The sequence below is a fragment of the Idiomarina sp. HB genome, from assembly GCF_048059115.1.
GTDB lineage: Bacteria > Pseudomonadota > Gammaproteobacteria > Enterobacterales > Alteromonadaceae > Idiomarina > Idiomarina abyssalis.
Window position 1 is genome coordinate 274,751 of record NZ_JAYLVU010000004.1, and the last position, 19,884, is coordinate 294,634.

At 47.2% G+C, this 19,884-nt stretch carries 21 protein-coding genes; 13 read left to right on the forward strand and 8 right to left on the reverse strand.

What is annotated here, in order from left to right; genetic code table 11:
* The first annotated feature begins 53 nt into the window (after nucleotides 1-53).
* On the forward strand, nucleotides 54-728 hold the full coding sequence (locus VBY75_RS12350; protein WP_416512788.1) for a hypothetical protein: 675 nt from the start codon (nucleotides 54-56) through the stop codon (nucleotides 726-728).
* A gap of 58 nt (nucleotides 729-786) precedes the next feature.
* Here VBY75_RS12350 and VBY75_RS12355 read toward each other — a convergent pair whose 3' ends face one another.
* Nucleotides 787-1,083, reverse strand: a complete 297-nt coding sequence (locus tag VBY75_RS12355; RefSeq protein WP_416512790.1) for a YciI-like protein — start codon at nucleotides 1,081-1,083, stop codon at nucleotides 787-789.
* A gap of 12 nt (nucleotides 1,084-1,095) precedes the next feature.
* Nucleotides 1,096-1,731 (reverse strand): hypothetical protein, encoded by a 636-nt coding sequence (locus tag VBY75_RS12360; protein WP_416512792.1) that lies wholly within the window; start codon nucleotides 1,729-1,731, stop codon nucleotides 1,096-1,098.
* A gap of 28 nt (nucleotides 1,732-1,759) precedes the next feature.
* On the opposite strand from VBY75_RS12360, the gene VBY75_RS12365 reads away from it, so the two are divergent.
* Nucleotides 1,760-2,098 carry a YnfA family protein gene (locus VBY75_RS12365; protein ID WP_416512794.1) on the forward strand — a complete coding sequence of 113 codons (339 nt, stop codon included), beginning with the start codon at nucleotides 1,760-1,762 and terminating at the stop codon, nucleotides 2,096-2,098.
* Nucleotides 2,099-2,199: 101 nt separating this feature from the next.
* Here VBY75_RS12365 and gorA read toward each other — a convergent pair whose 3' ends face one another.
* Nucleotides 2,200-3,552 (reverse strand): glutathione-disulfide reductase, encoded by a 1,353-nt coding sequence (gorA, locus tag VBY75_RS12370; protein ID WP_416512796.1) that lies wholly within the window; start codon nucleotides 3,550-3,552, stop codon nucleotides 2,200-2,202.
* Nucleotides 3,553-3,690: 138 nt separating this feature from the next.
* On the reverse strand, nucleotides 3,691-5,991 hold the full coding sequence (locus tag VBY75_RS12375; protein WP_416512798.1) for a S9 family peptidase: 2,301 nt from the start codon (nucleotides 5,989-5,991) through the stop codon (nucleotides 3,691-3,693).
* Between the two features lie 135 nt (nucleotides 5,992-6,126).
* Between VBY75_RS12375 and prlC the strand changes: the two genes are divergently transcribed.
* Complete coding sequence (prlC, locus tag VBY75_RS12380) at nucleotides 6,127-8,169, forward strand: oligopeptidase A (RefSeq protein ID WP_416512800.1); 2,043 nt, start codon at nucleotides 6,127-6,129, stop codon at nucleotides 8,167-8,169.
* 35 nt (nucleotides 8,170-8,204) lie between these two features.
* Here the strand turns inward: prlC and VBY75_RS12385 are convergent, their stop codons facing one another.
* Nucleotides 8,205-8,426, reverse strand: a complete 222-nt coding sequence (locus VBY75_RS12385; RefSeq protein WP_416512802.1) for a DUF2970 domain-containing protein — start codon at nucleotides 8,424-8,426, stop codon at nucleotides 8,205-8,207.
* Complete coding sequence (locus VBY75_RS12390; protein ID WP_271332314.1) at nucleotides 8,426-8,728, reverse strand: hypothetical protein; 303 nt, start codon at nucleotides 8,726-8,728, stop codon at nucleotides 8,426-8,428. Before VBY75_RS12390 ends, VBY75_RS12385 begins: the two co-directional genes overlap by 1 nt.
* 135 nt (nucleotides 8,729-8,863) lie before the next feature.
* Between VBY75_RS12390 and rpe the strand changes: the two genes are divergently transcribed.
* From rpe to VBY75_RS12410, 4 genes are all read left to right on the forward strand, one after another.
* Nucleotides 8,864-9,538: a ribulose-phosphate 3-epimerase gene (gene rpe / locus VBY75_RS12395; protein ID WP_054490204.1), complete on the forward strand. Its 675-nt coding sequence runs from the start codon at nucleotides 8,864-8,866 to the stop codon at nucleotides 9,536-9,538.
* A gap of 10 nt (nucleotides 9,539-9,548) precedes the next feature.
* Nucleotides 9,549-10,556: a tryptophan--tRNA ligase gene (trpS, locus tag VBY75_RS12400; RefSeq protein WP_054490206.1), complete on the forward strand. Its 1,008-nt coding sequence runs from the start codon at nucleotides 9,549-9,551 to the stop codon at nucleotides 10,554-10,556.
* An 85-nt stretch (nucleotides 10,557-10,641) separates the two neighbouring features.
* Nucleotides 10,642-11,223 (forward strand): anthranilate synthase component II, encoded by a 582-nt coding sequence (locus VBY75_RS12405; RefSeq protein WP_271332315.1) that lies wholly within the window; start codon nucleotides 10,642-10,644, stop codon nucleotides 11,221-11,223.
* A gap of 68 nt (nucleotides 11,224-11,291) precedes the next feature.
* Nucleotides 11,292-12,458, forward strand: a complete 1,167-nt coding sequence (locus VBY75_RS12410) for an HDOD domain-containing protein (RefSeq protein ID WP_273022464.1) — start codon at nucleotides 11,292-11,294, stop codon at nucleotides 12,456-12,458.
* A gap of 4 nt (nucleotides 12,459-12,462) precedes the next feature.
* On the opposite strand, the gene VBY75_RS12415 is transcribed toward VBY75_RS12410, so the two are convergent.
* Nucleotides 12,463-13,170, reverse strand: coding sequence for a flagellar brake domain-containing protein (locus VBY75_RS12415; protein WP_416512805.1), 708 nt, complete (start codon nucleotides 13,168-13,170; stop codon nucleotides 12,463-12,465).
* Nucleotides 13,171-13,511: 341 nt separating this feature from the next.
* Between VBY75_RS12415 and VBY75_RS12420 the strand changes: the two genes are divergently transcribed.
* The 6 genes from VBY75_RS12420 to VBY75_RS12445 are packed head-to-tail and all read left to right on the forward strand — an operon-like array spanning nucleotide 13,512 to nucleotide 18,975.
* Nucleotides 13,512-14,717, forward strand: a complete 1,206-nt coding sequence (locus tag VBY75_RS12420) for an aspartate aminotransferase family protein (protein WP_054490255.1) — start codon at nucleotides 13,512-13,514, stop codon at nucleotides 14,715-14,717.
* Nucleotides 14,718-14,730: 13 nt separating this feature from the next.
* Complete coding sequence (gene astA, locus VBY75_RS12425; protein ID WP_054490215.1) at nucleotides 14,731-15,753, forward strand: arginine N-succinyltransferase; 1,023 nt, start codon at nucleotides 14,731-14,733, stop codon at nucleotides 15,751-15,753.
* Nucleotides 15,754-15,767: 14 nt separating this feature from the next.
* Complete coding sequence (gene astD / locus VBY75_RS12430; RefSeq protein WP_224798534.1) at nucleotides 15,768-17,237, forward strand: succinylglutamate-semialdehyde dehydrogenase; 1,470 nt, start codon at nucleotides 15,768-15,770, stop codon at nucleotides 17,235-17,237.
* Nucleotides 17,238-17,274: 37 nt separating this feature from the next.
* A complete protein-coding gene (locus VBY75_RS12435) occupies nucleotides 17,275-17,658 on the forward strand; it encodes a DUF3802 family protein (RefSeq protein ID WP_233399135.1) in 384 nt (127 codons plus the stop codon).
* A 30-nt stretch (nucleotides 17,659-17,688) separates the two neighbouring features.
* The gene (locus VBY75_RS12440; protein WP_054490219.1) at nucleotides 17,689-18,120 is read left to right on the forward strand and encodes an OsmC family protein; all 432 of its coding nucleotides are present in this window, start codon (nucleotides 17,689-17,691) and stop codon (nucleotides 18,118-18,120) included.
* 3 nt (nucleotides 18,121-18,123) lie between these two features.
* A complete protein-coding gene (locus VBY75_RS12445) occupies nucleotides 18,124-18,975 on the forward strand; it encodes a 23S rRNA (adenine(2030)-N(6))-methyltransferase RlmJ (RefSeq protein WP_273022457.1) in 852 nt (283 codons plus the stop codon).
* Here VBY75_RS12445 and VBY75_RS12450 read toward each other — a convergent pair whose 3' ends face one another.
* A complete protein-coding gene (locus VBY75_RS12450; protein ID WP_054490221.1) occupies nucleotides 18,976-19,875 on the reverse strand; it encodes a phosphoribulokinase in 900 nt (299 codons plus the stop codon).
* Nucleotides 19,876-19,884 lie beyond the last annotated feature (9 nt).

The window sequence follows — 19,884 nt, forward strand, 5'->3', positions numbered from 1 at the left end:
TGTAACAGATTGTGAGAGTAGTTTTACTACTAAAACGACAAGGATGTTTGAAATTGAAACGGTTGATATCGTCACTGGCTTTGCTGATCATAACTGGATGCTCCTCTCCAACTGTTTTTTTAACAACCGAGAGACTACCAGAGAAGAATAAACAAGAGCTGGTAAGCGCATTATCTGAAAATGGGTTTACCGTAAAAACAACGTCTGGTGTTCGAGTTCCTAAAGAATTTCCGGATGTGGTTGTTGCCACCAACCCCGCGAACGAAAATCTCGAATTTTTCGATAAGCTTGAGCGTGTTATTCGCCAGCAAAGTTACTCTCCAATCACTTATCAAAAATTTTATCAGCAGAAGCATTACTACAAAGGGCGTAATGTCGGGCTTTATATAAGAGGAGATGCTGAAGAGCTAACGCTTCCTCCAGTGCTTCGTGGCAGTGAGAAACATTGCAATGATCAGCGCATGATTCTTGAGTTTAAAGCTGAGGCCGCGGTAAACCTGGATATAGAACAGGATGACATTACCTCCTATGCGGGAAGTTATCAGTCGGTATTGCCTGATACTGTATACGCCAACTTTGAGCATATGAAAGAGCCTGTGATATTTATCTTTTCACAGGTTGAGGTGAAAACTTATGCCGGTATGAAAACAGCAGATAAACTGGTGGTGACGAAAAGTGAAAACGACCTACTGCCGGCAGGTTGTGAGTTTATGATCATCCATTATTAATCACTGAGTTTCGGCAGAGTTTAATTATCCTGTTGAGATGGGACGGCTTAGCCGCTCTTTATGTAACCGGATTAGAAGCGTGCTCACCAACAACCGTATTCCAGGGTGAAATTCTGTACTGAGTCACTAACCCATTGATGACATAAGGATCTGCTTCTGCAAAGGCTTCGACTATCTTAGGGTCGTTAACATTAAATAACAGCTGAGCACTTTCAACCTGTTCTCCAACGGCACCGCCAAGTATAAGCTCGCCTCGTTCTACCGCTTGCCAGGCCAGAGAGAGGTGAGCATCTCGGTATAACGCTCTTTTTTCCATGTAATCGTCAGAGATTTGATACTGTAGTAAATAATGCATAAAGCTTCTCATTTAAGGTTGTGTTTCTTTCGTGCATCCGCCGTAAGCCTCTGAATATGGTTGACCGAAACAGAGGATAAATTTATCTACAATAGCTAAATTGGGTGGCCAGTCTACTTGTATAGGGTTCCCGTTGGCATCTTTCGGGTTAAAACCTTCTGGCTTGGGGACAGACGCCAGTTCTTCTCTAAGCGCTCTGAGTTGTTTCATATCCGATTTTAAGAAGGCGATGGTCGCATGAACATAATGATTCCAGCCTGAACTGTCTTTATCAGCTGGCTTTGTCGCTTGTTGCATTAGACGAATAGCTTGTTGATATTGCCCTACTTCAGCCCGAAGCTGCCCTTCGTGCCAGACGAAGGTTCTCATCGCTCCCGTAGAAATTTCATTTTTTGTGTAATAGGTGTGAATGAGATCAGCGGCTGTCTCTAGGCATTCACCATTTTTAACTAATGAGGGCCAGCCTTCTTCATAGTTTTGATCAAACGCTTTGGGGCTTAGTTCTAGCATTTTTTCTTTGTCATAACTGCACTTGGGTTCTATTGTTACGGCGTTAGCGATGCTCAAAGAGGACAGCGTAAGGGCTAAGAAGCAACTGAAGAGTAAAGTGTTGTATGTCATCATTTCTTTTATAGTAGAACGCATCATCGTATTTCCCTATTTGAAGGCGCTGAATATGTCGGCTTTGTTACTCGCTAAAACATTTGGACTGTTTTTTATAACCGCTATTGCTGAAATTATAGGTTGCTACTTACCTTACCTATGGTTGAAAAAAGATGGAAGTGCCTGGTTATTGATTCCGGCGGCTATTAGTCTGGCATTATTTGCCTGGCTGTTGACTCTGCATCCGGCGGAAAGTGGACGAGTTTATGCGGCTTATGGTGGCGTGTATGTGGTTACTGCGCTTCTCTGGTTAAAAGCCGTGGAAGGGGCATCGCTGTCTATGTACGATGCCGTGGGGGCTGCTTTTACCCTAACCGGAATGGCGATTATTGCTGCCGGATGGAATCACTAGGAAAAAGAGTACATTTATCTAAAGGCCCTACTGAAGGGGCTAAGCCTCCTGAATATTCAGAAGGCTTGATGCAGTCCTTTTTGAAATGAGTTTGAAGCTGATTACTTCAATGTAACAAACTCTTCGGCACTGGTCGGATGCAGCGCAACCGTAGAGTCTAAATCCGCTTTGGTAGCGCCCATTTTCAGGGCAACGGCGAAGCCTTGTAAGATCTCATCCATGCCTTCGCCAATACCGTGAATACCAACTACTTTTTCTTCTTTGCCGTGGCAAACCAGCTTAAAGTAGCTGAGCGCACGGTGTGGTGTGACGGCATTGTACATAGCCGCAAAAGATGACTTATAAACGCTAATATTCTCTTCACCGAATTTCAGCTTCGCGTCTTCTTCGCTCAGGCCAACAGTACCAATGGTTGGATGGCTGAATACAACGGTTGGAATGTTTTCAAAGTCCATATGCGCGTTCGGCATGTTGTTAAACAAGCGTTCTGCGAGCAATCGTCCGGCTTTGATAGCAACCGGTGTGAGTGCGGCCGCGCCGGTATTATCACCAACAGCGTAAATGCCTTGTACGTTGGTATTCTGGAACTTATCGACATTAATGTAGCCATCGTTATCCAGTTCAACACCGGTGCATTCCAGGTTGATGTTGTCCGTGGACGGCACGCGGCCTATGGCCCATACCAGACAGTCCACGCCGTCCATGGTTTTACCGCCTTCAAAGTGCAGCGTTAAGGTACCATCGTCTTGCTTAACCACTTCACGAACCGTGGTTTCTGTATGAAGTTCAGGGCCGTCCTGCTTCATGCGTTCCAGTAAACCGTCGGTAATGTCTTTGTCGAAGGTGCGCAGCGGTCGGTCTCGACGTACCAGCAAATGCGTGTCTGTGCCCAGTGCATGGAAGACGCCGGCAATTTCAACGGCAATATAGCCAGCACCAACAACAGCTGCTTTCTTAGGCTGTTCGGTTAATGCAAAAAAGCCGTCAGAGTCGATACCATGCTCTGCGCCCGGAATTTCAGGGATCATTGGGCGTCCACCGGTGGCAATCGTAATATGGTCAGCCGTAATTTGTTCGCCGTTGACTTCAACGGTTTTGTGGTCGACAAACTTGGCGAAGCCTTCAATAAATTCAACGCCGTTGCTTTGGAAACCACGGTGATAACCGCCATGAATGCGCTCTATGTAGGCTTCGCGATTATGAACGATGGTTGCCCAGTCAAAACCTTTTTGTTCAAGGTCAAAGCCATAGGACGGCGAATACTTGATAGCTTCTGCAATATGAGCGCCATACCACATGACTTTCTTAGGTACACAACCCACGTTTACGCAGGTACCGCCAACAAATTTTGCTTCAATAACGGCGGCCTTTGCACCACGAATGGCGGCACGGTTGGCTGAGGCAATACCGCCACTGCCGGCACCTATCGCCAGATAGTCATAATGTCTGCTCATACTGCTTAACTCCTGTGCTTAATTCAAAAACTGCGCATATCTTGAATAAAAACCCCGTATCTTGCAAATAAAGACACGGGGTTGTCATGCTTCTAATACCGATAGTGGCAATCGAAAGATCAGTTTACAGCACTGTTCTTAACGACCACCTGCCGGTAAGTTTTCTTTGACGAACTCGGTCATCATGGTGCGCAGGTGCAAAGTGGTGCCTTCACCCTCGTAAATACCATGCGAGCGGTTCGGGTAAGCAAAAAATTCAAATTGCTTACCGTGTTTAATCAGTTCGTTAACTAAGCGCTCACTGCCCTGGAAGTGGACGTTGTCGTCGCCTGTACCATGCACTAACAATAAGTCACCTTCCAGATTCTCAGCATGAGTAATCGCTGAGGTCTCTTTGTAGCGCTCTGCTGATTCCGGCAATAACCCGGAGTAACGCTCCTGATAAATGGTGTCGTACAAGGTTAAGTCGGGTACTGGTGCCAGCGCCATACCCATGTTGTAGGCGTCCGGATAACGGAAAAGCGCATTCAGGGTTTGTGAACCACCGCCGCTGTGTCCCCAAATACCAACACGACTTTCATCAATAAAGTCCCAGCGTTCCAGCATTTGTTGCAGCGCGTCGTACTGGTCGCGTACGGTGACAACGCCCAGGTTTTTGTAGATAGAACGGCGCCAGTCAAAGCCGCGTGGTGACTTAGTGCCCCGGTTATCAATGGAGGCAACAATATAGCCCTGTTGTGTCAGCATGGTGTGCCACAAATACAACGAGCCACCCCATTTATTGGCCACAGTCTGCCCCCAGGGTTCGCCGTAAACGTAGAGCAAAATAGGATATTCTTTGCTCGGGTCAAAGTCGGTTGGCTTCATGATGTAGCCATCCAGTTCAAGGCCGTCGCGCGCCTCAACACGGAAAAACTCAACCGGTTGTTTCTCGACGTTTTCAACCGCTTTTTGGGCGTCAGTGTTATCGACGACCGTACGAATAACCTTATGGTCTGGCAAAGAAATCATCTTGGTTACAGGCACCTGATTCACAGAGTGAAAGGTGTGCTCTGCGTATTTGGCGTCTTGCGAAATACTGTAGCTGTGAGTACCTTCCATATCTGGCGTCAGACGTTCTAAGCGACCACTGCCGTCTAGGCTGGCGCGGAACAAATAACGCTCTAACGGTGTTTCAGGTGACGCAATAAAGTAGACCCAACCGTTATCTTCGTTGACACGCAGCACTTCAACAACGTCCCAGTTACCGCGGGTAACGGCGGTGGTTCTGCCCGAGTCGCGTTGCACACGGTAAATATGGCGGTAACCACTGCGCTCGCTTAGCCAGGTAAATTCGCGACCATCATTTAAAAAGTGAATGTCGTCTACATACTCGGCCCACGAGTCGGTGCTTTCGCGTAACAGCTCCTGACTACGACCGGTTTCAATATCGCTGATAAAGGCGCGGTTAATGTGTTGTTTGCGAGTCAGTTGCTGAATTAACAGCTGCTCGCTGTTCCCGGCCCAGTTCATACGCACCAGGTAATGTTGACGCGGATCACCTGGAATATCCATCCACTGAGTTTTACCGCCGCTGGCTGGCATAACGCCAATGCGCATGGCAGCGTTGGTTTCACCCACTTTCGGGTAAGGAAATTCTTTAAGCGTAGGGTACAGCTCGTCGGTGTTATTAATCATGGTGAATACCGGCGTACCCTCTGTGTCCAGCTGCCAATAAGCAATGTGCTTGCCATTGGGGCTCCAGCGGAAACCGTCACGCAGGAAGAATTCCTCTTCATTCACCCAGTCAAAGGTGCCGTTTACAATGGTTTCGTTACCGTCACTGGTCAGGGCATTAATTGTAAAGCTGCGAAGGTCCTGCACGTAAATGTTGTTCTGCATCACATAGGCGACTTTGGTGCCCTGCGGGTTAAACTTGGCAAACTGAAGGGTCGACTCGGGAGCATTACCGCCGAGCTTTCGCAGTTCGTTGTTGCTGCGGTCTAGTACCCAGTAATCGCCTAAAGTGTGAGTACGCCATGAGCGTTTGGTATTGGTGAAAATTAATACTTTGTCGCCATCGTCGGACCAGACGTAGTCAGCAATATGCAGTGCTTTATCTCTACCCTGTGGCGTAAGCTGCTCGGCGCTGACTAACACGGTGCGTTCGTTAGTCTCCGGATGATAGCGCACAATATCGCGACCATCGGCTGAATCAGATTGTTCCAGGGTGGTGTAACCTGAGCCGTCTTCCAGCCAACGCGTAGGGGCGGGACGATCAATGCTAAAGATGTCGCTGGCAAAGATCTTTTCAGGTGTTAGCTGGCTAGTGCCGGTAACTTCAGCCGGTTTAGATTCATCGTCTGGTTGTGTACTACCCAGGTTACTACAGGCACTTAAGGTGATAATGGCCGTAACTCCGGCCACTAAGCGCAAAGAGCGAAAAGAGGTGTCAGACATGACATTTACCTTTATTCTGATTTATTAACGATTTGATAATACCGTAAAAAACGCAGGAAACCACATAAGCGTGGTTGAAGACTAGCCTAAAGCCCCAATATCTACTGTAAGCATTTTGAAAAAATTGAGGTAACAATGAGCCGTAATCCGTTATTAGAACAGAACCAGCTTCCTGACTTTGAGCAAATTAAACCTGAGCACATTCAGCCTGCTTTGAAAGAGTGCATAGAGCATGCCCGGCAGACAATTGATGACGTGCTTGCGAGAGGAGATTTCAGCTGGAACGGCTTAATTGAGCCTTTAACCGACGCTGATGAAAAGTTAGAGCACGTGTGGGCGCCGGTGTCGCATTTAAACTCGGTTGTCAGCACGCCTGAGTTGCGTGAAGCCCATGACAGCTGCCTGCCGTTGTTGTCTGACTATGCAACTTATGTTGGTCAGCACAAAGGCTTGTTTGATGCCTACGAAACGCTGCGTAACAGTGATGAATTTGCCGAACTGACCGAAGCTCAGCAGAAGCTCATTAACGATACCTTGCGTGACTTTCGTTTGTCGGGTGTCGATTTACCCGCGGACAAAAAGAAACGCTACGCTGAAATTTCTTCTCGCCTATCTGACTTGTCGTCGACGTTCAGCAACAACTTGCTGGATGCGACTCACGCCTGGACTTGCTTAATTACGGACGAAAGTCGCTTAGCCGGACTGCCTGACAGCATTAAAGAAGCGGCGAAAGAAACAGCGGCCGATCAGGAAAAAGAAGGCTGGTTATTTACCCTGGATATCCCCAGTTACCTGCCAGTGATGCTGTATGCCGAAGACCGGGAGCTTCGCAAGGACATGTATCAGGCATTTGTAACCCGAGCGTCAGAAACCGGGCCTAACGGTGGTAAGTTTGATAACTCGGCAGTGATGGATGAGACCCTGGCTTTGCGCCATGAAACGGCTAAGTTGCTTGGCTTTAATGACTACGCCGAAATGTCGCTAGCAACAAAAATGGCAGAGTCACCAGAGCAGGTATTGGGCTTTGTGAAAGACTTAGCTGACAAGTCGATGTCGCAGGCAAAAGAAGAATACGCTGAGGTGGAAGCCTTTGCAAAAGAGCAGGGCGTTGAGAAAATGGAAGCCTGGGACGTGCCGTATTTCAGTGAGCAACTGAAGCAACAACGCTACTCCATTTCAGATGAGTTACTGCGCCCGTACTTCCCGGAACAACAAGTGTTAAATGGTCTGTTTGAAGTGGTTAAGCGCTTGTTCGGCATGACGGTGAGTGAGCAGAAAGACGTGAAAACCTGGCATGAGAATGTGCGCTTTTTCCGCATTCATGACGCCGATGGTCACTTGCGTGGCAGCTTTTATTTAGACTTGTATGCCCGCCAGGGTAAACGCGGCGGCGCCTGGATGGCGGACTTTGTTGGGCGTCGGGTTCATGCCGACGGTGAGCTACAAAACCCGGTGGCGTTTTTAACCTGTAACTTCAGTAAACCAGTGGGTGGTAAGCCTGCGCTCTTTACTCACGACGAAGTACTGACGTTATTCCACGAGTTTGGCCATGGTCTACACCATATGCTGACACAGGTCGATACGGCAGGGCTTTCTGGTATTAACGGTGTTGAATGGGATGCCGTAGAGCTGCCAAGTCAGTTTTTAGAGAACTGGTGTTGGGAGCCGGAGGCACTGGCGCTTATTTCTGGTCATTATGAAACCGGCGAACCATTACCACAGGAACTGCTGGATAAAATGCTGGCGGCACGTAACTACCAGTCGGCTATGCAAATGATGCGTCAGTTAGAGTTTTCGCTGTTTGATATGCGTATTCACCACGAGTTTGATGAAAGCAAAGGCGCACGTATTAGCGAAATTTTGAGTGAAGTTCGGGAGCAAACCTCTGTACGTATTCCGCCAGAGTACAACCGGTTCCAGCACAGCTTTGGTCATATCTTTGCCGGAGGTTATGCTGCGGGGTATTACAGCTACAAATGGGCTGAAGTACTGTCGTCAGACGCGTTCGCACGTTTTGAAGAGGAAGGTATTTTCAGTGCCGCAACCGGGCGTGACTTCCTGCAAGTTATTCTGGAGCGCGGCGGCAGTCGTAAAGCTGCTGACTTATTTCAGGAATTTCGTGGTCGCGAACCCAGCGTCGAGCCGTTGCTAAGACATAGCGGCATTAAAGCTGCGTAAATGAAGTGTCATGCCGTAGCCTGGTGTTATTTACGTCAGGCTACGTTCGCCATCACAATATTAACGAGACCAACTAAACCAAGTACAAACAAAATGGTAAGAATAACGCCAATGATTATGTAGGCTTTGGGGCTTCCGTGCTGGAAGTCGCGTTGGCGGTTTTTTTCAGTTTGCACACCCAGAAACGCAGCCAGGACACTTACAACCATACTGACAATGCCGAGCTTAGGTGCTTTGCTATCGGAGGAATCGGACATTAATCGGTGTATTCGTTTTGGTAACGTTTTTTGCTGCTATCGCTTGAGCTTGAGATTAACTCAACCAAATCGAAAAAGTGGAACTGTACCGAACGACTGTCACCGGTTAACCAACTAAACCAGGTAACTTGCTCTGCTGCTAATTGGCACTGAGTTGAATTACTGTTTTGTTCGGATTCAGTCATAAGTTGTTGGCATTTTTGGGTAGCATTTTTTTGGGCCATAAGAGACGACGGGCTCACCAAAGCAAATGCGGTAAACGCAGCTAATGCCAGTGAAGTAATCATTGTGAGTAGTCGCATAAAGCCTCTCCAAAATCTAGATTGACCAATTTATCAGCGATTTTGTAAAAATTCTAGTCATCGATGCGAATTTTTTTGTCCGGGGTTAACTGCTACAATAACGCTCTTTTTTAATCAAGGTCGGGAAAACGAACGATGAAACCACTAATTGCGCCATCTATACTGTCGGCAGACTTCGCCCGTTTAGGTGAAGAGGTAGATGCGGTATTAAGTGCAGGTGCCGATGTTGTACATTTTGACGTTATGGATAATCACTATGTCCCTAACCTCACTATCGGGCCTATGGTTTGTAAAGCGCTGAGAGACTACGGTATCAAAGCGCCCATCGACGTACATTTGATGGTGAAGCCTGTTGATCGGATTATTCCTGACTTTGCAGAAGCCGGTGCTTCCATTATTACTTTCCACCCAGAAGCTTCCGATCACGTTGATAGGACTTTGCAGCTCATCCATGAAAGTGGTTGTCAGGCTGGGTTGGTTCTAAACCCTGCGACGCCGCTGCACTACCTTGATCATGTAATGGATAAAGTCGATGTGATTTTGCTGATGTCAGTAAATCCGGGCTTTGGAGGGCAGTCATTTATTCCTTCAACTCTGGATAAGTTGAGAGCTGTGCGTAAACGTATAGAAGAGAGCGGTCGTGATATCCGTCTGGAAGTCGACGGTGGAGTTAAGGTTTCAAATATTGGTGAAATTGCGGAAGCTGGCGCGGATATGTTCGTTGCGGGTTCAGCTATTTTTAATACGGATGATTACGCCAGTGTCATCCAGACAATGCGCGATGAAATCGCTGCGGTAACAGGTTCGTAGAGGAATAAGAATGTCTAAACCAATTGTATTAAGTGGTTGTCAGCCGTCAGGGCAGTTGTCTATTGGTAATTACATTGGCGCACTACGTCAGTGGGTGAATATGCAGGATACTCACGACTGCAAGTTCATGCTGGTTGATCAGCACGCAATTACCGTGCGTCAGGAACCTGAAAAACTGCAGCAGGCAACACTGGATGGTCTGGCTTTGTATTTAGCCTGCGGTCTGGACCCGGAGAAAAGTACCGTCTTCATCCAGTCGCATGTTCCTGAACATACTCAGCTGGCCTGGGTTCTCAATTGCTACACACAAATGGGTGAGCTCAACCGCATGACGCAGTTTAAAGATAAGTCTCAGCGTCACGCTAATAATATTAATGCTGGATTGTTTACCTACCCGGCACTAATGGCGGCAGACATTCTGTTGTATCAGGCAAACGAAGTGCCGGTTGGTGATGACCAGAAGCAGCACCTGGAAATGACACGCAATGTGGCCGAGCGCTTTAATAATCTGTACGGCAATATTTTCACCATTCCAGAACCAATGATTCCAAAAGTGGGTGCGCGAGTCATGTCACTGCAGGAGCCGACTAAGAAAATGTCTAAGTCGGACGACAATCCAAATAACTTTGTTGGCTTACTGGAAGAGCCGAAGAAAATTCTGAAGAAAATAAAGAAAGCCGTTACCGACTCCGATGAACAGGCACGCATTTACTTTAATCCTGAGGAGAAGCCTGGCGTTTCAAATTTGCTCAGCATTATGTCCGCAGCTACCGGTAAATCAATTGACGAACTGGTTCCGGAATATGAAGACAAAATGTACGGACATTTAAAAGTCGATGTAGCGGAATCAGTGGTTGCTATGCTTGAGCCTATTCAGCAGCGATATCACGAAATGCGTAATGATCAGGCGTTCTTGCAGCAAGTTATGAAGCAAGGTGCTGATAAAGCACGTGAAGCCTCAGCAAAAACTTTGTCAGATGTTTATAAAGCGGTAGGTTTTGTACCTTACCCTGGGTAATTGTCATTATGGTGAGTGAGTCTCCGGAACAGCGCGAAACAAGGGGATTGTCAGGCAGCGATGAAACTTTGGCAAACTCTATAGCATGATCGTACTAATTGATAACTTCGACTCATTTACTCACAACCTGGCTCGCTATTTCCGTGAATTGGGGGAAGATGTTGTTGTTTTTCGTAACAATGAAATAACAGTTCCGGGCATTGAAGAACTCTCTCCGAAAGCTCTTGTGATATCTCCCGGACCTTGCACACCCAACGAGTCCGGCGTGTCTTTGGCCGCTATTCAACACTTTGGAAAGAAGCTTCCGATACTGGGCGTTTGCCTTGGGCACCAGGCATTAGCTCAGGTATTTGGTGCCAAAGTTGTTCGCGCCGAAAAAGTGATGCATGGAAAAACATCGGTTATTCGACACAACGGTAACGGACTGTTTCAGCAGTTAGACAACCCTCTTGAAGTGACACGCTACCATTCGTTGGTAGTTTGCCCGGCCAGTTTGCCAACAGATTTCTTAATTGATGCCGATACAGAGAGCGAACGGGGAAAGTTGGAAATTATGGCTATTAGGCATAGGGACTTACCTTTATTCGGCGTACAGTTCCACCCAGAGTCGGTAATGACAGCTCAGGGTCATAATTTGTTAGCGAATTTTTTACGTTATATACGATAATCAGTAAGTAGCATTTGTGAAGTTTATTCAACATAATGCTGCCGCAGTTCAGTTAATATAGAGGTAATATGTTCCACTTTTTTGCGGGTACCACGGAAGGCGGCAGTAATGACCCGGCCCTGCGTTTAGAAAAACGTTTTATCAACTATTTGATAAGTTTTCCGTTTGCGCGCAAAGCTCGTTCAAAGGCTGACGGTACCGACGAGGAAGACAAAGAGCAGTTACGTAAACTGCTGGAAGTGGAGCGTCTGAACTATGAAGAACGTGACCGTAAGGCCCAGGCGCGGCAACGTTATGCTGACCGTATTTCTGACGAACTGCATGAAGAGATCTACCACCGCGCATTGAAAACGATAGATGACGGCGATTACATTCGCGAACGTCTGATACCGCTTCCTGAGAAACTGCCAGAGCTACTGGATACCTTAAGTCTGAAAGCCGCTTCTATGCGCCGCATTGAGTCAGTGGTGCAGGGTATGGACTGGTTTCACACAGGGTTGCTTCGAACGGTCAATCAACCTCCTTTTATCGATCGCAACAAGCAGGTAAAAATTGATAATTTACGTGTTGCCATGAGTTTTGTGGGCACCGAAAACTTGCGACTGTTAGCGCCCGCATACATCATGCAAAACTGGCTGCCTCCGGCTGCACAACCTTTCATGTTGTTCCGTCGTAAAATTTGGGAACACTCTTTGGGGACGGCTATTGCAGCGCATAACATTGCGGTAGAGCGTAAGCTGCGGGATCCGGTACTTGCTTATACTATTGGCATGTTCCATGAGCTTGGGAAGATAGCGTTAACCAAACTGTATCTTCGCTTATTCGACGACGTGCAACGTGAATTTGCGATGCAAAGCGTGAACGATAAATCACCTGAGCGGCATAATACGATTGTAAAACTGACTCCGGATGAGCGCTTTTTACGCGACTTAATGTTGGAGAAGGACAAAGACGTCAGTTACCTAGTGGCTGAAGGCTGGGGTTTGAAACGCGTTCCTGTTAGTAAACACCTGTTAGCTTTCACTCAAAGTAAAGCCGAAGAGAATGAATCTGATTACGCGCAAGCTCTGGCGCAGGCAAACGCCTATTGTGAATTCAGAATGTTAAGAGAAGTGGACTTAGCCAGCCTGGAAGAAGGTAAACACCTGTTGAATAAGTACTCGATAACAGCAGACACCATTGCACGCTTAAATAATGTGAGTTTAAAGCGACCGCCTATTGTTGTGCCGGAGTAAAGCGTTAACACTCAAACTCTGTGTCTATCAACAGATGGTCGAATACATTATTAATATGGGCTTCATTGTCGGTGAAGCGGACTCCAACACTGATCATCCCTCGCTCTTTGCGTTGGTTCATAATTTGGCCTGAAAGGCTCAGTGCTTCTTTATGCGCGCCAGAACCAATGCCCACCTTAATATTCATATGAGTAACATTACCGGCTTCATTGGGCGTGGCTTTAAAAACGATCCTGCATCCGGCGGAAGAGATATCGACAATGACGCCACTGGCGAGCTTTTTCTTAGTGCTTGCTTGGCTATTGTCCGCAGTGACATCAACCGGAATGTGGGTGCGTACTCGCTTTTGCGCTCTTAACGCCCTGTTCTCAACTTGCTCAGGGTATTCTAAGTACAACAACCTGAACGGGAAGTTAGTTACCGCTCTAATTTTCGTTTTAAACGCAATACACTCGCCAGTCTCTCCCTCTAAAACCAATCGGACAATAACCGGGTTACCCTCAAATAAAACATCTGAGTAGCTCCCTTCGGTACGGGGGTTGGGCTGTTTTAATAAAAGGTATTTGCCGGTGTCAAAACCGACCAGCTGGAGCTTTGTGCGTACTTTCGCTGCGGACGCAAACTCTACATCAATCATATCGCCTGGACGTAAGTAAGCCAGCTTTAGCTGTGGTTGAGAAGGGGATTCCAGAGTTGGGGTCTGATTGTCCATAGTATTCTCTGTCGCCGAGCATTCATTCAATAAACTTCAGGCTAAGGTAAGTACTAATAAAAAGCAATGCAATTTTTCGTAGGTAAATGTTACAAGGTGTTTAACAAGTTATCTTGAGAAAAAATTATGACTAAAGATTCATTCTTTCTGCATGCATTAGCATAACTATTCGTATCTGATGCAAGAAAAGCGTAAAGCCCCGTTTTAAGCGATTTATAACGGAATTATCACAGACAAAGTGAACAAATTTTGGCATAATAGCGGGCTACTTTGAGAAATGAATTTGTTGACACCTTTGTTAACTCGCTAAGGCGATAAGGACGAGAGTAATGGCAGACAATATGACAGTAAACCGTGAAATGTTTAATGACGTAATGGTTCCCAACTATAACCCTGCATCAATGATCCCGGTAAAGGGCAAAGGCGCCCGGGTATGGGACCAGGACGGTCGTGAATACGTTGATTTTGCAGGCGGTATTGCTGTGAACTGTCTTGGTCATTGCCACCCGGCGATGGTGTCAGCTCTGCAGGAACAGAGCCAGAAGCTTTGGCATTTAAGTAATGTGTTTACGAACGAGCCGGCAATTCGTCTGGCGAAAAAGCTGACCGAGGCAACTTTTGCTGATCGTGTTTACTACGCTAACTCAGGCGCTGAAGCCAACGAAGCGGCATTAAAACTGGCGCGTCGCTGGGCGATTGAAAAGCACGGCGAACATAAACAAAAAATTATTGCTTTCACTAAAGGCTTCCACGGGCGTACTTTCTTTACGGTAACCGTTGGTGGTCAACCTGCATACTCTGATGGTTTTGGACCGAAACCTGGCGGTGTTGATCATGTTGATTACAACAATATTGATGCGCTAAAGGCGCTGATTTCTGATGACACTTGTGCTGTCATGATGGAACCGCTGCAAGGTGAAGGTGGCGTGGTTAGCCCTGACGTGGAGTTTGTGAAAGCGGTACGTGAACTTTGTGACCAGAACAACGCGTTGCTCATTTTTGATGAAGTGCAAACGGGTTTTGGCCGTACCGGTAGCCTTTATGCTTATGAGCAGTTGGGTGTTACACCGGACATTTTGACGTCAGCGAAAGCATTGGGCGGCGGTTTCCCTATTGGCGCTATGCTAACAACAACTGAAATTGCAGAGCATCTTAAACCAGGTACACACGGCAGTACTTACGGCGGAAACCCGCTGGCTTGTGCTGTGTCAGAAGCGGTGTTCGATATTGTTAATACCAAAGAAACTCTGGATGGCGTTAAGCAACGCGAGCAGTGGTTTAAAGAGCAGCTGGCGGCAATTAACGAAAAATATAACGTGTTTAGCGAAATTCGTGGCCAGGGTCTATTGCTTGGTGCGGCAATGAATAAAGAATACGAAGGACGCGCACGCGACTTCCTATTAGCGGGCCAGGAGCATGGCGTAATGGTTTTAATTGCCGGCGCTAATGTCGTGCGCTTTACCCCGTCACTGGTCATTTCTGAAGAAGACGTAAAAGAAGGCCTGCAGCGCTTTGAAAAAGCCGTTGCTCAGGTTGTCGGTCAATAACTGAGGCTGTTTTATGTTGCTAATCAGACCCATTAAGCCGTCAGATTACGAAGCGTTATATCAGTGCGCGATTGAGTCCGGCCATGGTTTTACTTCCTTACCGGTAGACCAGTCGCTGCTGGAGCGTCGTATTAATGCGGCGCAAAAAGCTTTTGCTAAAGACACCGTTGAAACACCCGGTGATGAAAGCTACCTGTTTGTTATGGAAGATACCGAAACTGGTACTATTGCAGGTGTTAGTGGTATCGAAGCTGCGGTGGGTTTGAATGAAGCCTTCTGGCATTACCGCTTGGGTAAAGTTGTGCATCATTCAGAGAAGCTCAATATCTATAATGCGCTGGAAACTCTTACTCTGTGTAATGACTACACCGGTGTTTCCGAGCTATGCACGTTGTTTTTGCGAGAACCTTACCGACACAACATGAACGGACGTACATTGTCACGCTTCCGCATGTTGTTTTTGGCGCAATTTAAGCAACGCTTCAGTGACTGGGTAATAGCCGAAATGCGTGGCGTCTCAGATGAAAATGGAGACTCGCCATTTTGGAACTGGTTGGAAGAGAACTTTTTCTCAATGGACTTTCCAAAAGCCGACTACTTAAGCGGAATTGGCGATAAAGTCTTTATTTCTGAACTGATGCCTCGCTTCCCTATTTATACCAACTTGTTGAGTAAAGAAGCGCAAGCGGTGGTCGGAAAGGTGCACGACAATACGCGCCCGGCTCTGAAACTGTTGGAATCGGAAGGTTTCCGTTTCAGAGGTTTTGTGGACATTTTTGACGCCGGACCAACGGTTGAAGCGGAAGTTTGTAATCTCAACAGTGTGCGTAACAGCCGTTTAGTGCCGGTAGCAGTGCGCGACTCGGTAGCAGAAGGTGAGGGTGTTCCTCATATTGTGTGTAATACGCAGTTGAAGAACTTCCGCGCGACAAAGCTTTCTTTGCCAGAAGGCGCAGAAGAACTCATATTGACGACAGAACAAGCACAGGCAATGCATTTAGAAAGCGGCGATGAAGCCCGCATTGTTGCACTCTAAGCAGGAGTATTTGTATGACGAACAGTATTCAATTTATCGATGGTTGTTGGGAAGCAGGCGAAGGTCAGCTGTTTAAATCAATTGATCCGGCCCGTAATGAAGCTATCTGGAGCGGTGAATCCGCCAGTGAAGCTCAGGTAGAAAAAGCGGTAATGGCTGCTCGCAAAGCCTTTCCTGACTGGGCGGGCCGCAGCGTCGAAGAGCGCTTAGCCATCTGCAAAAAGTTTTCAGCGTTACTTGAAGAAAATAAAGAGCACTTGGCGCAGGTCATGGCAAAAGAAACCGGCAAACCTGTGTGGGAAACCCGTACCGAAGTGGGCGCTATGATGGGCAAAGTCGCGATTTCTGAGCGTGCTTACCATGAGCGCACGGGTACCGTGGAAAACGAAATGCCGGGGGCTAAAGCTTTTATTCGTCATAAACCACACGGTGTGGTTGCCGTCTACGGTCCTTATAACTTTCCGGGACACTTGCCAAACGGGCACATTGTACCAGCACTAATTGCCGGTAATACGGTAGTGTTTAAGCCAAGTGAACTCACACCAATGGTTGCTCAGGAAACCATTAAGTTATGGGAAAAAGCAGGCATTCCAGCCGGCGTTTTAAACCTGGTTCAGGGCGAAGTTGAAACCGGTAAAGCATTATCGGCACACCCTCAAATTGATGGCTTGTACTTCACCGGCTCATCAAACACAGGGCACTTGTTGCACAAACAATTTGGCGGTCGTCCAGACAAAATTCTTGCGTTGGAAATGGGCGGTAATAACCCCTTGCTGGTTACTAACGTTGCTGACATTGATGCGGCGGTTCATAACATCGTACAGTCGGCTTTTATTACTTCAGGTCAGCGTTGCACATGTGCACGCCGCTTGTTCATTGAAGACTCAGAACAGGGTCGGGCAGTGCTTGAGCGTTTAATTGAAGTGACTGAAAACATTTTGGTCGATGACTACGAAGCAGATCCTCAGCCGTTTATGGGCGCAATGATTTCTGCTAAAGCTGCGGGCGAAATGGTCGATGCACAAAATGAGTTGCTGCATAAAGGCGCTAAGTCATTAGTGCGCATGAAGCAGGCTGACTCAAAGAAAGGTTTTGTAACCCCGGGCATTGTCGATGTTACCGGCGTTGAAAACCTGCCGGATGAAGAGCATTTTGGTCCGTTACTAAAAGTGTATCGCTTTAAAGATATTGATGAAGCCATCAAAGAAGCGAACAACACACGTTACGGCCTATCTGCCGGTGTGCTTTGTGACGATGAACAAACGTATCGTTACTTTTTCAAACATATTCGCGCAGGTATTGTGAATTGGAATAAGCCGATTACTGGTGCCAGCAGTGCCGCACCTTTCGGCGGCATTGGAGCAAGTGGTAACCATCGTGCCAGTGCTTACTATGCGGCCGACTACTGTGCGTATCCGGTTGCGTCAGTGGAAGCTGACAGCATGAGTTTACCTGAGAATTTAGCGCCAGGGCTTAAATTTTAATCACAATCTGTGCTAGTTTATCGGCTGGGCAACGTGAATGGTTGCCTGGCCGCGTGACAAAGAGAAGCAGATGATAGTTGAAACAGACGGATATATTGAGCTCATCCAGTACCTGACAGGTCAGTTACCGGTCTTTACTGAGCAGGGTAATAGCGCAAAAACAGCCGATTACACCTTACGTGACTTAATGGAAGAGCGCTTATCAGAAAGCATGATGGCGGTTTTTGAGCAAAACGAGCTTGATCAGGAAGTGCGTCTGGATATTGTCCGTGAAACCGACGCTATTGTTTACGATTTAGAAGAAGTGTTATCTAAAGTTCTGGATACACACCCAACCCCTCAGCAGGAAGCTTTCATTAATGAGTTTGTCGGCCTGGTGAAAAACCTTTTTGATGAACGCCTGCAAAGTTACCGGCTATAGTTTTTAAGCACTCCAGTAAGGATTCTCCTAATGTCAGCAAATAATATGAGCGCGAAGGTTGCCTGGGTTGATGATATGACCTTTGTGGCTACATCAGGTAGTGGCCATCAGGTGGTCATGGACGGTGACAGCCCGGGGAATGCGCCAAGCCCAATGGAAATGGTGCTGATGTCCGCAGGAAGTTGCGCATCGGTTGATGTTGTCAGCATCCTTAAAAAAGCCAAACAAAACCTACATCGCTGTTACTGCGAGTTATCCGGTAAGCGGGCGGAGTCAGTTCCTAAAGTCTTTACCGAAATTCATTTGGAATTTGTTGTGGTGGGTGAAGACATTAACGAAAAGCATGTTGAGCGTGCAGTAAAACTTTCAGCCGACAAGTACTGTTCTGTTGCTAAAATGCTGGAAGCTTCCGTTAAAATGACACACAGCTATCGCATTGAATCTCCTCAGAAAGACGACTGACCTTTGAATTACCGACACATTTTTCACGCGGGCAACTTTGCGGATGTTTTTAAACATTTGCTGCAGGCCCGTGCACTTGAGTACTTTCAGCAGAAGAACAAGCCATATTTTGTACTGGATACCCATGGTGGTATTGGCTATTACGATTTACAAGGTGACGAAGCCGTTAGAACAGCCGAAGCCGAACAAGGTATTGTGCGCTTTGCTGAGCAAGCGACAGATGAGCCCTTAGCAAAACAGTATTTACGAATTGTCAGTGGTCTTAACCCAGGCAGTGAGAGTTTGCGTTATTACCCGGGGTCGCCCGTGTTAACCTCAGAGTTTCTGCGCGAGGGGGACCGGCTGGTTGTTTGTGAATTGCACAAAGAAGATGCAGAAACGCTTAAACAGACTCCTTTAGGGAAACATAAACAGGTGCAGGTACTGGCGCCGGTGAATGGGTATGAAGCGGTTCGTTCACAATTGCCCCCAATTGAAAAGCGGGGCCTGGTTCTGATTGATCCCCCGTTTGAAAATACAAGCGAATTCGATGACGTGGTTGATGCTCTTAAACAGGGTTTGAAGCGCTGGAAAAGCGGCAGTTTCGCGGTTTGGTACCCAATAAAAGACGAGTTGAAAACAGCGGCTTTTCACCGTGATGTTGCGGCTCTTCCGGGTATTCCTAAAACCATGATAATGGAGCTCAACATACGAACAAACGATGAACGTAAAGGTCTCCATGGCTGTGGCTTTCTTTGGGTGAATCCGCCTTATGGTGTCGTTCAGGACAGTGAGCAATTACTGCCTTTGTTATGCAAAACATTAGCGCAGGACAAAGGTGCGAATTTTCACAGCCGCTGGCTGGTTGGTGAGTAGTTACTTACTTGATATCCAGTCAACCTGACGTCGTACCTGGTTTTTCCTTTCCATAATTTGTTCAATAAGCGGCGTTAAAATTAATTCCATAGCTAACGCCATTTTGCCGCCGGGCACAACCAGGGTGTTGGTCCTCGACATAAACGAGCCATCAATCATTTGCAGATAATACGGGAAGTCGACGTTTTTAATACCACGAAAACGTATGACAACAAAGCTCTCATCCAGCGATGGTATGTCTTTTGCGCTAAACGGGTTTGAGGTATCGACAGTGGGAACCCGCTGAAAGTTAATATGAGTTCTCGAGAATTGCGGCACAATATGGTGAATGTAATCTTCCATACCACGCACGATACTGGTCGTTACCGCTTCACGTGAGTGACCGCGCTCAGATGTGTCACGAATCAGTTTCTGGATCCATTCCAGGTTAACGATGGGTACCATACCTATCAGCAGGTCGACATACTGCGCAACATCGTAACCATTACCACAGACACCGCCATGTAAGCCTTCGTAGAATAAGGCATCGGTGCTCTCTGGAAGCTCTTCCCATGGGGTGAACGTGCCGGGCATCTGGTTATAAGGCACGGCATCGTCAAAGCTGTGTAAGTAACGACGAACTTTACCGTTACCAGTTTGCGAGTATGAACGAAATAAAGACTCCAGACGGTCGAAGTCGTTGGCTTCAGCTCCAAAGTAACTGATATGCCGCCCTTGCTCTTGCGCTTTGCGAATGGCCAAATCCATTTCGGGGCGAGAATAGCGATGAAAACTGTCGCCTTCCACAAAGGCGGCGCTGACATCTAACGAGCGAAAGATGTGGCGTACCGCCTGACCTGTTGTGGTAGTTCCTGCTCCTGATGAACCGGTAACGGCAATTATCGGGTGCTTCGATGACATAACATTCTC

Bases quoted from the DNA above. Each gene is read 5' to 3' on its own strand.
- prlC (WP_416512800.1), top strand. From the start codon at position 6,127: ATGAGCCGTAATCCGTTATTAGAACAGAACCAGCTTCCTGACTTTGAG.
- VBY75_RS12355 (WP_416512790.1), bottom strand. From the start codon at position 1,083: ATGCATTATTTACTACAGTATCAAATCTCTGACGATTACATGGAAAAA.
- VBY75_RS12375 (WP_416512798.1), bottom strand. From the start codon at position 5,991: ATGTCTGACACCTCTTTTCGCTCTTTGCGCTTAGTGGCCGGAGTTACG.
- astD (WP_224798534.1), top strand. From the start codon at position 15,768: ATGACGAACAGTATTCAATTTATCGATGGTTGTTGGGAAGCAGGCGAA.
- VBY75_RS12410 (WP_273022464.1), top strand. From the start codon at position 11,292: ATGTTCCACTTTTTTGCGGGTACCACGGAAGGCGGCAGTAATGACCCG.
- astA (WP_054490215.1), top strand. From the start codon at position 14,731: ATGTTGCTAATCAGACCCATTAAGCCGTCAGATTACGAAGCGTTATAT.
- rpe (WP_054490204.1), top strand. From the start codon at position 8,864: ATGAAACCACTAATTGCGCCATCTATACTGTCGGCAGACTTCGCCCGT.
- VBY75_RS12365 (WP_416512794.1), top strand. From the start codon at position 1,760: ATGTCGGCTTTGTTACTCGCTAAAACATTTGGACTGTTTTTTATAACC.
- VBY75_RS12390 (WP_271332314.1), bottom strand. From the start codon at position 8,728: ATGCGACTACTCACAATGATTACTTCACTGGCATTAGCTGCGTTTACC.
- VBY75_RS12385 (WP_416512802.1), bottom strand. From the start codon at position 8,426: ATGTCCGATTCCTCCGATAGCAAAGCACCTAAGCTCGGCATTGTCAGT.
- VBY75_RS12450 (WP_054490221.1), bottom strand. From the start codon at position 19,875: ATGTCATCGAAGCACCCGATAATTGCCGTTACCGGTTCATCAGGAGCA.
- VBY75_RS12360 (WP_416512792.1), bottom strand. From the start codon at position 1,731: ATGATGCGTTCTACTATAAAAGAAATGATGACATACAACACTTTACTC.
- VBY75_RS12440 (WP_054490219.1), top strand. From the start codon at position 17,689: ATGTCAGCAAATAATATGAGCGCGAAGGTTGCCTGGGTTGATGATATG.
- VBY75_RS12405 (WP_271332315.1), top strand. From the start codon at position 10,642: ATGATCGTACTAATTGATAACTTCGACTCATTTACTCACAACCTGGCT.
- trpS (WP_054490206.1), top strand. From the start codon at position 9,549: ATGTCTAAACCAATTGTATTAAGTGGTTGTCAGCCGTCAGGGCAGTTG.
- VBY75_RS12415 (WP_416512805.1), bottom strand. From the start codon at position 13,170: ATGGACAATCAGACCCCAACTCTGGAATCCCCTTCTCAACCACAGCTA.
- gorA (WP_416512796.1), bottom strand. From the start codon at position 3,552: ATGAGCAGACATTATGACTATCTGGCGATAGGTGCCGGCAGTGGCGGT.
- VBY75_RS12420 (WP_054490255.1), top strand. From the start codon at position 13,512: ATGACAGTAAACCGTGAAATGTTTAATGACGTAATGGTTCCCAACTAT.
- VBY75_RS12435 (WP_233399135.1), top strand. From the start codon at position 17,275: ATGGTTGCCTGGCCGCGTGACAAAGAGAAGCAGATGATAGTTGAAACA.